12 protein-coding genes are annotated in these 10,968 nt (G+C 67.0%); 4 read left to right on the plus strand and 8 right to left on the minus strand.

Translation table 11 applies throughout. From position 1 onward, the window contains the following. Both N7333_RS22325 and N7333_RS22330 read left to right on the plus strand, forming a co-directional pair. Nucleotides 1–100: hypothetical protein (locus tag N7333_RS22325; protein ID WP_279859405.1), on the plus strand; the 100-nt coding region annotated here is incomplete at its 5' end. Between the two features lie 448 nt (nucleotides 101–548). Next, a complete protein-coding gene (locus N7333_RS22330) occupies nucleotides 549–1,325 on the plus strand; it encodes an ABC transporter substrate-binding protein (protein WP_279859401.1) in 777 nt (258 codons plus the stop codon). Between the two features lie 126 nt (nucleotides 1,326–1,451). Here N7333_RS22330 and N7333_RS22335 read toward each other — a convergent pair whose 3' ends face one another. The 5 genes from N7333_RS22335 to N7333_RS22355 are packed head-to-tail and all read right to left on the minus strand — an operon-like array spanning nucleotide 1,452 to nucleotide 5,212. Beyond that, a complete protein-coding gene (locus N7333_RS22335; RefSeq protein WP_279859402.1) occupies nucleotides 1,452–2,378 on the minus strand; it encodes a class I SAM-dependent methyltransferase in 927 nt (308 codons plus the stop codon). Beyond that, the gene (locus tag N7333_RS22340) at nucleotides 2,371–2,709 is read right to left on the minus strand and encodes an FKBP-type peptidyl-prolyl cis-trans isomerase (RefSeq protein ID WP_148117517.1); all 339 of its coding nucleotides are present in this window, start codon (nucleotides 2,707–2,709) and stop codon (nucleotides 2,371–2,373) included. Before N7333_RS22340 ends, N7333_RS22335 begins: the two co-directional genes overlap by 8 nt. After that, nucleotides 2,706–3,140: a group II truncated hemoglobin gene (locus tag N7333_RS22345; RefSeq protein ID WP_279859403.1), complete on the minus strand. Its 435-nt coding sequence runs from the start codon at nucleotides 3,138–3,140 to the stop codon at nucleotides 2,706–2,708. The genes N7333_RS22340 and N7333_RS22345 overlap by 4 nt, the downstream gene beginning before the upstream one ends. A gap of 58 nt (nucleotides 3,141–3,198) precedes the next feature. Beyond that, entirely contained in the window at nucleotides 3,199–3,891 is a 693-nt protein-coding gene (locus N7333_RS22350; protein ID WP_003246399.1) for a TrkA family potassium uptake protein, read from the minus strand. Beyond that, on the minus strand, nucleotides 3,884–5,212 hold the full coding sequence (locus N7333_RS22355) for a potassium transporter TrkG (RefSeq protein ID WP_003246401.1): 1,329 nt from the start codon (nucleotides 5,210–5,212) through the stop codon (nucleotides 3,884–3,886). The genes N7333_RS22350 and N7333_RS22355 overlap by 8 nt, the downstream gene beginning before the upstream one ends. A 289-nt stretch (nucleotides 5,213–5,501) precedes the next feature. Here N7333_RS22355 and N7333_RS22360 point away from each other — a divergent pair, with 289 nt between their 5' ends. After that, a complete protein-coding gene (locus tag N7333_RS22360) occupies nucleotides 5,502–7,862 on the plus strand; it encodes a DNA polymerase II (RefSeq protein ID WP_279859404.1) in 2,361 nt (786 codons plus the stop codon). 80 nt (nucleotides 7,863–7,942) lie between these two features. Here N7333_RS22360 and N7333_RS22365 read toward each other — a convergent pair whose 3' ends face one another. Continuing rightward, a complete protein-coding gene (locus N7333_RS22365) occupies nucleotides 7,943–8,857 on the minus strand; it encodes a LysR family transcriptional regulator (RefSeq protein ID WP_230090043.1) in 915 nt (304 codons plus the stop codon). A gap of 182 nt (nucleotides 8,858–9,039) precedes the next feature. On the opposite strand from N7333_RS22365, the gene ycaC reads away from it, so the two are divergent. After that, nucleotides 9,040–9,654 (plus strand): isochorismate family cysteine hydrolase YcaC, encoded by a 615-nt coding sequence (gene ycaC, locus N7333_RS22370; protein WP_003246407.1) that lies wholly within the window; start codon nucleotides 9,040–9,042, stop codon nucleotides 9,652–9,654. A gap of 34 nt (nucleotides 9,655–9,688) precedes the next feature. Here the strand turns inward: ycaC and N7333_RS22375 are convergent, their stop codons facing one another. Together N7333_RS22375 and N7333_RS22380 are read right to left on the minus strand one after the other, a co-directional pair. Then, nucleotides 9,689–10,135 (minus strand): hypothetical protein, encoded by a 447-nt coding sequence (locus N7333_RS22375; protein WP_129483890.1) that lies wholly within the window; start codon nucleotides 10,133–10,135, stop codon nucleotides 9,689–9,691. A gap of 4 nt (nucleotides 10,136–10,139) precedes the next feature. Beyond that, complete coding sequence (locus N7333_RS22380; protein ID WP_003246409.1) at nucleotides 10,140–10,769, minus strand: transcriptional regulator; 630 nt, start codon at nucleotides 10,767–10,769, stop codon at nucleotides 10,140–10,142. Between the last annotated feature and the right edge of the window lie 199 nt (nucleotides 10,770–10,968).

Below are 10,968 nucleotides of genomic sequence, written 5' to 3' on the forward strand. Positions count from 1 at the left end.
CCTGGCGCGCCACCAGGGCAAGTGGGCCGACGCCGCGCGCGAGCTGGGGATCGATCGGGCCAATCTCAGTAGATTGGCGAAGCGCCTCGGGTTGCGCTGAGAGCCTGCCCAAAGTCTGCTGCGCGTCGGCACTGCTGCGTTAAAAACAGGCTCGGACAGTGACTTGTCACCGAACGTCCGCAGGACGGCCCGCAGGGCGAGCGCAGCGAGTAATGCTCATTTACAACTCGTAAAGTCGCCCGCGACTCCGAGCGTTCCTCGCCTGTTTTTGCGGGGCCGCCATCGGTATTGCATTGCTCTGGCTCGCGAGACTTTGAACAGGCTTTGAGCGCAGGGGTTGACGCTTTGTACATTAAAGTCCAGAGTGGACTTTAATGTACAAAGTGAGAGCGACCCATGCAGTCCTCCCCATTCCCCTCCGCGTGCCGCGTGCCCTTCGATTCGTCGTGGGCCGGCGCGCCTTGCTTCTGCCCCTTCGCCTTTCCACCGGGTTCCGCTGCCTTTTCGCGCGCGGCGGGCTCGTTCATTCCGCAGCAGGAGACACGTCCATGAAGAAAATCGCCTGGCTGGGCGCCATCGCCCTGAGCCTGATGGCTTCCAGCCCGTTCGCCGCCGACAAGCCTCTGCGCCTGGGCATCGAGGCGGCCTACCCGCCGTTCGCCTACAAGGAGGCCAGCGGCGAGATCGCCGGCTTCGACGTGGACATCGGCAACGCCCTGTGCGCCGAGATGAAGGTACAGTGCCAGTGGGTCGAGCAGGAGTTCGACGGTCTGATCCCCTCGCTCAAGGTGAAGAAGGTCGACGCCATTCTCTCGTCCATGACCATTACCGAAGAGCGGCGTAAGTCGGTGGACTTCACCGGCAAGTACTACTACAGCCCGGCGCGCCTGGTGATGAAGGAAGGCAGCACGGTCGACGCCGACTTCGCCAACCTCAAGGGCATGCGCATCGGCGTGCAGCGCGCCACCACCACCGATCGTTTCGCCAGCGAGGTGATGGCCGCCCAGGGCGTGCAGGTGGTGCGCTACAGCTCGCAGAACGAAATCTACCTGGACCTGATCTCCGGGCGCCTGGACGGCACCCTGGCCGACGCCATTCCGGTGGAGGAGGGCTTCCTCAAGACCGACAACGGCAAGGGTTTCGCCTTCGTCGGCCCGTCCTTCACCGACCCGGCCTACTTCGGCGAGGGCGCCGGGATTGCCGTGCGCAAGGGCGACAGCGAACTGCTCGGCAAGCTCAACGCCGCGATCGCCGCGATTCGTGCCAGCGGCGAGTACCAGCAGATTCAGCAGCGCTACTTCAGCTTCGATATCTACGGCGACTGAGCGGGCCGCGCGACGTCTGGCCATGGCCGGTGCGCGCGGCGCACCCTACGGCTCGGCCGGCGCCAGGCCCCGTAGCCTGGATGCAATCCGGGGGAGCCCTCGGAGCCCCCTTGGATTGCGCTCGGGCTACAGCTGAAACACCAGCGCCTTCAGGCCGCTTTCGGCCGAGATATCGGGAAACTCCGGCGGGTTGTCCAGGCGCCGCGCGAACTGCAGCTGCGGCGCCTCTGCGGCCATGCCCTGAATCAGGAAGTCCGGGCCGACATCCGGATCGTTGACGCAGGCCAGCACGGTGCCGCGCTCGGTGAGCAGTTCTGGCAGGCGGCGGAGGATCTTGCGGTAGTCCTGGGGGAGGGCGAAGCTGCCCTTCTGAAAGCTTGGCGGGTCGATGATGATCAGGTCATAGGGCCCGCTCTTGCGCACCTTGCCCCAGGACTTGAACAGCTCGTGGCCGAGAAACTCCACCCGGCCCAGGTCGTGGCCGTTCAGTCGGTGATTCTCACGCCCGCGTGACAGCGCGGCGCGTGCCATGTCCAGGTTGACCACCCGCTCGGCGCCGCCGGCGATGGCCGCCACCGAGAAGCCGCAGGTGTAGGCGAACAGATTCAGTACGCGCTTGCCGCCTGCCTCTTGCCGAACCCATTGCCGCCCGAGACGCATATCGAGGAACAGCCCGCTGTTCTGCTTGCTGCCCAGGTCGAGCAGGTAGTGCAACCCGTCTTCTATGATCGGCCATTGCGCCTGCGGCTCGCCGGCCAGCCACTCGCTCTCGCTGCCCTGTACGTAGCGGTGCTGGACGAGCAGGCCGCGTGCGCCGCTGGCCAGCCACTGCGGCGTCTGCAGCAGCTCCAGAAGCTGCGGCCGCAGCGCGGGGGAGGGTTCGCGAAACAGCATCACCAGGACGATGCCGGACAGCCAGTCGACGGTGATCTGCTCCAGCGCCGGCCAGCAGCGGCCGCGCCCGTGGAACAGGCGGCGGGTTTCGGCGCCCGGAGGGCGCTCCAGCGCCTGCAGCAGATGCTCACGCAGGGTGGCGAGGGCGGCCTCAGTCATCGCGGGTCAGCACTTCAAGCAATTCGATCTCGAAGATCAGGTTGGAGTTGGGCGGTATCGAACCCATGGTGCGCTCGCCGTAGCCCAGATGCGCGGGCACGAACAGCTTGCGCTTGCCGCCCACCTGCATGCCCATCAGGCCCTGGTCCCAGCCCTTGATCACGCGGCCGGTGCCGATCACGCACTGGAACGGCTTGCCGCGCGAGAAGGACGAGTCGAACTCTGTGCCGTCTTCCAGCCAGCCGCGGTACTGGGTGGTGATCAGGGCGCCCTTGACCACGGCCTTGCCGTCGCCGGGTTGCAGGTCTTCGACGATCAGTTCGCTGTTCATGTCGGGTTTCCACTCTTGTGTCGGTTCTGGCTGGCCTGCACGGCGCGCTGGGCGGGCACGCGCAATTGGGCCAGCAGGTAGTCGGCGAAGGCCGGTGCATAGTTCTGCAGGGCGATGGCGCCGGCCATGCAGCTCAGCCAGCTCTCGGCCAGGGCCTCGTCGATCGGCCACTGCGCATGGAAGCTGGGGATGCTGATGCTGCCGTACTTCTCGGCGAACAGCCTTGGCCCGCCCAGCCAGCCACTGAGAAAGCACGCCAGCTTGTCGCGCGAGGCACTTAAGGAGGCCGGGTGCAGGGCGCGCAGGGCGGCCGCCTCGGGGCGTTCGTCCATCAGCCGGTAGAAGTCGTCGACCAGGCGGCGCAGGCCATCGATACCGCCGGCGGCCTGGTACGAGGCGTCGCCGGTGCCGTAGGGAAGTGTGTCGCTCATCGAGCCATTCTGCGCAAAAGGCGCCATTGTAGCGCCGCCTGGCGCGGCGGTGGGCGCGCTACTTGGCCAGGCCGGCGAACTTCTGGATCAGGTGGGTCGGGCCGGAGACGATCAGCAGGTCGCCGGGCAAGATCCGCGTGCTCGGCGTGGCATGCTGGAAGTCCTGGTTGGCGCGTTTCAGCCCGACCACGGTGATGCCGTGCTTCTCGCGGATGCCGGCCTCGGCCAGGGTGCTGTTGAAGCTCAGCTCGGGCGCCTTGATCTTGGCGATGGCGAAGCCGTCCTCGAACTCGATGAAGTCCATCAGCCGGCCGGTGATCTGGTGCGCCACCCGCTCGCCCATGTCCGCCTCCGGGTAGACCACATGGTGGGCGCCGATGCGCTCGGCGATCTTGCCGTGCTCCGGGGTCAGGGCCTTGAGCCAGATGTCCTGAATGCCCAGCTCGGTGAGCGCCATCAGGGTCATCAGGCTGGCGGCCAGGTCGGTGCCGATGCCGACGATGGCGTGATTGAAGTCGGCCACGCCGAGCTGGCGCAGGACCATGACGTTGGTCGAGTCGGCCTGCACGCAATGGGTCAGCAGGTCGGCCCAGGCGTGTACCGGCTCGGCGTCACAGTCGATGCCCATGACGTCGTGGCCCAGGCGCATCAGCGAGTGGGCCACCGAGCCGCCGAAGCGGCCCAGGCCGATCACCACCACGCTGTCGCCCTTGGAAAAGGCGAATTTCTCGGTGAACAGGAAGTTAGCCAACGATGGGGTGCTCCTCTGGATAGCGGTAGGGCATGCGGTGCTCGCCCAGGGCCAGGGATGTGGCCAGGGTGATGGTGCCGACCCGGCCGGCGAACATCAGCAGGGTCAGCATCCACTGACTGGATGGCGGCAGATCCGCGGTGATGCCGGTGGACAGGCCGACGGTGCCGAAGGCCGAGATCACTTCGAATATGACCTGATCGGTGGGAATCTCGGTATTGCGCAGGATCACCAGGGTGCCCAGCACCACCATGGCGCTGCCCAGCACCAGCACGGTGATGGCCTGGCGCTGGGCCGAGTCGCTGACCCGTCGACCGAAGGCCTCGGTGTCGCTGCGGCCGCGAATCTCGGCAACCACCAGCAGTACCAGCACGGCCACCGTGGTGATCTTCACGCCGCCGGCGGTGCCGGCGCTGCCGCCGCCGATGAACATCAGAAAGTAGTGAACGGCCCAGCTCTCGTGGGTCAGCGCGCCGATATCGATGGAGTTGAAGCCGGCGGTACGTGCCGAGACCGAGGCGAAGGCGGCCGATAGCAGCTTGTCGTCCAGCGTCATGGCACCGAGGGTGCGCGGGTTCGACCACTCGGCCAGCAGCATGACGAGAAAACCGCCCAGCAGCAGGAGCACCGTACCGCTCAGGGTGAGCTTGGTGTGCAGCGACCAGTGACGCGGGTCGCGCAGCCGGTTGCGCAGGTCCTGCAGCACGGGAAAGCCGATGCCGCCGATGATGATGGCGGCCATCACCGGAGTCAGGATCAGGCTGTCGCCGGCGTAGCCCATCAGGCTGTCGGCGTGGATCGAGAAGCCGGCGTTGTTGAACGCCGACACCGCATGGAACAGCCCGCTCCAGGCCGCCTGGTCCCAGGGCAGGCCGTAGCCGACGTGCAGCCTGAGCGTCAGCAGGGCGGTGATCAGCGCCTCCATGCCCAGGGTCACCACCAGCACCAGCTTGGCCACGCTGGTGATATCGCCCAGACCCAGCGAGTGCGACTCGACCTGGGCCACCAGCTTGGTGCGCAGGCGAAACGAGCGGTTGACCATCAGGCCGAGCAGGGTGGCCAGGGTCATCATGCCGAAGCCGCCGAACTGGAACAGCAGCAGGATCACCCACTGGCCGAACGTCGACCAGTAGCTGCCGGTGTCCACCACCACCAGACCGGTGACGCAGACGGCGGAGACCGCAGTGAAGGCGGCAGTGAGCAGGCTGGCGGACTGACCGTCGGCACTGGCGTACGGCAGCATGAGCAGCAGCGTGCCGACGACGATGACCGCGAGAAACAGCAGCGCCACGGTGCGGCTGGGATGCAGGGAGGCTTTCATGCGAAATGGGTTTTCGAGGCTGGTTGAAGGGGTGGGGTGTGACGCTCGGTCAGCGCGCATCGAGCGCTGCGCCGATAACTGGATGGGCTTTGCATGGTGCCTCGTAGAGCGGTTCGCACCCGATCTATTCAAGCACGATTTTCCGGAACGGTGATGGGAATCCACGCGAATCATTCGCCGGTCATGAAACTCGTTCGGGCGCGTGCGTCACTGCGATGGCGAGCGATTGAGGCGCGCCGCTGGCGCCAGGCACGTAGAATCGCGGCTATCGAGTTTCGAGGTCGTTCGGGTGGCAGTGCAGCAGGGTTTCGTTCTGAGTCGCCATTGGCGCGACACGCCGCAGGGCACCGAGGTGGCCTTCTGGCTGGCGACCGATGCCGGCCCGATACAGGTGCGCCTGCCGGTTCAGCCGTCGGTGGCCTTTATTCCGGCCGAGCAGCGGGCCTGGGCCGAGCCGTTGCTGGCCGGCGAGCAGGGCGCCGAGCTGCGCGAGCTGGCGCTGCGCGACTTCAGTCAGCGCCCGGTGCTGGGGCTGTACTGCCAGCAGTATCGCCAGCTGCTGCAGCTGGAGAAGAAGCTGCGCCAGGCCGGCGTGGATGTCTATGAAGCCGATATCCGCCCGCCGGATCGCTATCTGATGGAGCGCTTCATCACCGCCGCCGTCAGCTTCGAGGGCGTCGAGCAGCAGGACGGCAGCCTGCTCTGCAAGTCGCTCAAGGCCGCTGCCGATTACCGCCCGGCGCTGCGTCTGGTGTCGCTGGATATCGAGACCAGCGCCCGCGGCGAGCTGTATTCCATCGCCCTGGAAGGCTGCGGCCAGCGCCAGGTGTACATGCTCGGGCCGGCCAACGGCGATGCCGGCGGCGTGGATTTCGACCTGGAGTACTGCGACAGCCGCAAGGCCCTGCTGGAACGGCTGAATGACTGGCTGGCGCGCTTCGATCCCGACGCCATCATCGGCTGGAACCTGGTGCAGTTCGACCTGCGCGTGCTGCGCGATCATGCCGAGCAACTCAAGGTGCCCCTGCGCCTGGGGCGGGGCGGCGACGTGATGGGCTGGCGCCAGCACAACAGCAGCCAGCACTACTTCGCCGAGGCGGCCGGGCGGCTGATCATCGACGGCATCGAGGCGCTGCGCTCGGCGACCTGGAGCTTCCCCTCGTTCAGCCTGGAGTCGGTGGCGCAGACCCTGCTCGGCGAGGGCAAGGCCATCGACACGCCCTATGCGCGGATGGACGAGATCCAGCGCATGTTCGACGAGGACAAGCCGGCGCTGGCGCGCTACAACCTCAAGGACTGCGAGCTGGTCACGCGCATCTTCGCCCACACCGACCTGCTCGCCTTCCTCCTCGAGCGCTCCAGCGTCACCGGCCTGGCCGCCGATCGCAGTGGCGGCTCGGTGGCGGCCTTCACCCACCTGTACCTGCCGCCGATGCACCGCCTGGGCTTCGTCGCGCCGAATCTCGGCGACATCCGTGGCGAGAACAGCCCCGGCGGTTTCGTCATGGATTCGCGCCCCGGCCTGTACGACTCGGTGCTGGTGCTGGATTACAAGAGCCTGTATCCGTCGATCATCCGCAGCTTCCTGATCGACCCGGTGGGGCTGGTGGAGGGGCTGCAGCAGCCGGACGACGAGCATTCGGTGGAAGGCTTTCGCGGCGCGCGCTTCTCGCGCAGCCGGCACTGTCTGCCGGCCATCGTCGAGCGGGTGTGGCAGGGGCGCGATGCGGCCAAGCGCGACGGCAACGCCGCGCTGTCGCAGGCGCTGAAGATCATCATGAACGCCTTCTACGGCGTGCTCGGCTCCAGTGGCTGCCGCTTCTTCGACCCACGCCTGGCCTCGTCCATCACCCTGCGCGGGCACCAGATCATGCGTCGCACCCGCGAGCTGATCGAGGCCGAGGGCCATGCGGTGATCTACGGCGACACCGACTCCACCTTCGTCTGGCTCGGCCGCGCCCACGACGAGGCCGAGGCGGCGCAGATCGGCCGCGCCCTGGTAGCCAGGGTCAATGCCTGGTGGCGCGAGCACCTCGCCAGCGAGTACGGCCTGACCAGCGCTTTGGAACTGCAGTTCGAGACCCATTACCGGCGCTTTCTCATGCCCACCATTCGCGGCACCGAGGAGGGCAGCAAGAAGCGCTACGCCGGCCTGGTGCGGGCGGCGGATGGCAGCGAACGCATGGTGTTCAAGGGGCTGGAGACGGTGCGCAGCGACTGGTCGCCGCTGGCTCAGCGCTTTCAGCAGGAGCTGTACCGCCTGGTGTTCGCCGGTCAGCCCTATGCGGACTACGTGCGCGACTACGTCAAACGCACCCTGGCCGGCGAGCTGGACGAGCTGCTGGTCTATCGCAAACGCCTGCGCCGGCGCCTCGACGATTACCAGCGCAACGTGCCACCGCACGTGCGCGCCGCACGCAGCGCCGACGAACATAACCAGCGCCTCGGCCGGCCGCTGCAGTACCAGCGCGGCGGCTGGATCAGCTACCTGATCACCACCACCGGGCCGCAACCGCTGGAACGCCTGCTGTCGCCCATCGACTACGAGCACTACCTGAGCCGCCAGCTCAAGCCGGTGGCCGACGCCATCCTGCCCTTCGTCGGCGGCGATTTCGAGCGGTTGGTGGACGGGCAGCTGGGCCTGTTCTAGAGGCCGTCTCGTTGCATGACGTGCGTGGGGTGCGCCGTGCGCACCAGCTTTCTACTTCGCCGCCACCCTAAAGCCACTCGCTACGGCCCCGCCCAGCTCTCCAGCGCCAGCGCCTGCTGCAGGAAGTCGCACAGCGCCTGGACCTTGGGCGAGGCACGCCGCGCACGCGGATACAGGGCGTGGATCTGATCGTCGGTGGGCCTGATCTCGGCCAGCACCTGCACCAGCCTGCCAGCCTGCAGGTCGCGCTGCACGATGAAGCGCGGCAGCACCGCCACGCCCAGGCCGGCCAGGGCCGCGTCGCGCATGGCCTCGCCGTTGTTGCTGGTGAAGCGCCCGCCGGCCGCCAGGGTCAGTGGGCGCTGCGGGTCAGCCGGATCGTCGAACGACCACAACTGCCCGGCGCTCAGGTTGCAGTAGCCGATGCAGGGGTGTTCGAGCAGCTGCTCCAGGCGCTCGGGCGCGCCATGCTCGCGGATGTAGTCCGGGCTGCAGCACACCACCCGCGGGCTGCTGCCGAGGCGCCGGGCGATCAGGGCGCTGTCGTGCAGGCGCGAGATGCGCAGGCACAGATCGTAGCCTTCGCGCTCGAAGTCGCTGACGCGGTCGTCCAGCTGCAGGGCCAGTTCCAGCTGCGGATGCTGGCGCATGAACTCAGCCAGCCGCGGCGCCAGCCACAAGGTGCCAAAGCTCATCGGCGCAAGAATGCGCAGGCTGCCGGCCAGGCTGCCATCCTCGAAGGCCACCGCCTCGGCGGCGCTCTGCAGTTCGGCCAGCGCGGCCTTGGCCTGGTGATAGAAGCGCTGGCCGCTGTCGGTCGGCGCCACCTTGCGCGTGGAGCGAAACAGCAGCCGGGCGCCCAGGTTGCGTTCCAGGTCGCTGAGACGCTTGCTGACGACCGACTTGGCCACCCCCAGCTGCTGGGCGGCGAGGCTGACGCTGCCGAGTTCGGCGACGCGCAGGAAGGTTTCGATTTCTTGAATATCCAGTTTCATGGAACGACCGTGCGGGGGATTCGGGATGCCGCTCAGCATAACGCCTGGTCGCCGCAGGTGATTGTTCGTTCAAAGCGAAAAGCCATTTCGCCGGGTGGCGGGAGGTGGAACGTTGCGCTGGCGGCTACGCTTGAAATCCCCCACTACGGGTTGATTCGCTCACTGCCAATGGAGGCTACGCCATGTCTTTTACCTACAAGCGTCTGAACAAGGACGATGCCGTCGTGCTGCTGGTCGACCACCAGGCCGGCCTGCTCTCGCTGGTGCGTGACTACTCGCCGGACGAGTTCAAGAACAACGTGCTGGCGCTGGCCGATATCGCCAAGTTCTTCAACCTGCCGACCATCCTCACCACCAGCTTCGAGAACGGCCCCAACGGTCCGATCGTGCCCGAGCTCAAGGCCATGTTCCCCGATGCTCCCTATATCGCCCGGCCGGGGCAGATCAACGCCTGGGACAACGCCGACTTCGTCAAGGCCATCGAAGCCACCGGGCGCAAGCAGCTGATCATCGCCGGGGTGGTCACCGACGTCTGCGTCGCCTTCCCGACCCTGTCGGCGCTGGAGGCCGGCTATGAGGTCTTCGTCGTCACCGATGCTTCGGGCACCTTCAATACCAGCGTGCGCGATGCCGCGCTGATGCGCATGGCCCATGCCGGCGCGCAGATGCTCAACTGGTTCAGCGTCGGCTGCGAACTGCACCGCGACTGGCGCAACGACATCGAGGGCTTCGGCGGCATCCTCGGCGGGCACCTGCCGGCCTACGCCAACCTGATCCAGAGCTACAGCCAGAAGTGACGCGGCGAGCCCCCGCCGGCGCTTGCCGGCGGGGCTATGGGGTATGCGGCCAAGGTGCTTGCAACAGCAACACCAGGAGCAGCCCCGGTATCAGCGACAGGACCCACAGTTGCCAGTGGGCGAGGTACAGCTCGCGGAAGATTTCCCCCGGCGCCCAGGTGTTGCCGAAGGATGGCGCGAACGCCACGGCGCAGCAGTAGGCTGCCAGTGCGGCTGCCGCGACAAAGGTCGCGATCAGTGCCGGGCCGCCGTGACGACGCAGCAGACCCAGTGCGGAGCAGGCGAAGAACAACAGCAGGCCGGGTAGCGAGGCGAACAGCACCTCGCTGGCTGGATGGCTGCCGGGTTCGAGTGTCAGAGGCCATTCCAGCCACAGCCGGTCATGGCGGAGTTCGCCGGTGAGCAGGCCGATGAACAGGCCGGCGCTGAGGGGGATGCCAAGGCCTTGCAGCAGCCGCACGGCCGGCTCACGCAGAACCATGGGGCTAGCCCTCGCCCTTGATTTCCTTGAGGTGCTTGTACACCGTCGCCCGGCCCATGTTCAGCACGTTGGCCACGTAGTTGGCGGCGCTCTTGCCCTTGAACGCGCCTTCGGCGTGCAGCGCCTCGACCAGTTCGCGCTTGTGCTCGCGGGTCAGCAGGTTGAGGCCGAGCTGGCGCTGGCGCAGCCAGGCGTGGAGGAAGGTGTTGATACGTTCCTGCCAGTCGTCGCGAAACAGCGCGTCGGGCTGGGGGATCAGCTTGTTCGCCGAGAGGAACAGGTCGAGTGCCTGACGGGCGCTCTCGAACAGCGAAATATTGAGGTTGATGCACAGCAGCGCGACCGGCTTGCCGCCGGCATCGCGCAGCACGCTGCTGACCGAGCGGATCTTCTGCCCGTCCCAGTTGAGCTTCTCGTAGGGGCCGATGTTGCGCGCGTCGCCGGCGTCGTCGAGCATGTCTTCGAGGGCGGCGTCATCGCCCACCGCGCGCTTGGAGATGTTGTTGGCGATATGGTCGATCTTCTGCGTGCGCAGGTCGTGCAGCACCACCTCGGCATGGGGGAAGAACAGGGTGGCGATGGCGTCGGCGATGGCGCGGTAGTTGTCGAGGTCGGCGGCGGGGCGGGGCGTCATGCGGTGGGCTCCTGGGTCGGCGCGACGAGTGTGCCGCAAAGCGCCGGGGGAGTCATCAGGACGCGCCGGCGCCGCCCCCGGCTGCGGATGCGATCTGCGACGGGCGTCGGGTTTATTCCCGGCCTGCATCCGGGCTGCCTAGGCGCGCAGGGCTGAGCATGGCTTCGCTGAGACCGAAGCGGGTCAGCGCCTCGGGCAG

Origin of the sequence: Pseudomonas sp. GD04158, from assembly GCF_029834875.1 — a bacterium.
GTDB classification, from domain to species: domain Bacteria; phylum Pseudomonadota; class Gammaproteobacteria; order Pseudomonadales; family Pseudomonadaceae; genus Aquipseudomonas; species Aquipseudomonas hydrolytica.

Excerpts from the sequence above, each read along its gene's own strand:
- N7333_RS22380 (WP_003246409.1), bottom strand. The coding sequence starts at position 10,769 with ATGACGCCCCGCCCCGCCGCCGACCTCGACAACTACCGCGCCATCGCC.
- N7333_RS22345 (WP_279859403.1), bottom strand. The coding sequence starts at position 3,140 with ATGAGCGACACACTTCCCTACGGCACCGGCGACGCCTCGTACCAGGCC.
- N7333_RS22335 (WP_279859402.1), bottom strand. The coding sequence starts at position 2,378 with ATGACTGAGGCCGCCCTCGCCACCCTGCGTGAGCATCTGCTGCAGGCG.
- N7333_RS22365 (WP_230090043.1), bottom strand. The coding sequence starts at position 8,857 with ATGAAACTGGATATTCAAGAAATCGAAACCTTCCTGCGCGTCGCCGAA.
- N7333_RS22375 (WP_129483890.1), bottom strand. The coding sequence starts at position 10,135 with ATGGTTCTGCGTGAGCCGGCCGTGCGGCTGCTGCAAGGCCTTGGCATC.
- N7333_RS22355 (WP_003246401.1), bottom strand. The coding sequence starts at position 5,212 with ATGAAAGCCTCCCTGCATCCCAGCCGCACCGTGGCGCTGCTGTTTCTC.
- N7333_RS22340 (WP_148117517.1), bottom strand. The coding sequence starts at position 2,709 with ATGAACAGCGAACTGATCGTCGAAGACCTGCAACCCGGCGACGGCAAG.
- ycaC (WP_003246407.1), top strand. The coding sequence starts at position 9,040 with ATGTCTTTTACCTACAAGCGTCTGAACAAGGACGATGCCGTCGTGCTG.
- N7333_RS22330 (WP_279859401.1), top strand. The coding sequence starts at position 549 with ATGAAGAAAATCGCCTGGCTGGGCGCCATCGCCCTGAGCCTGATGGCT.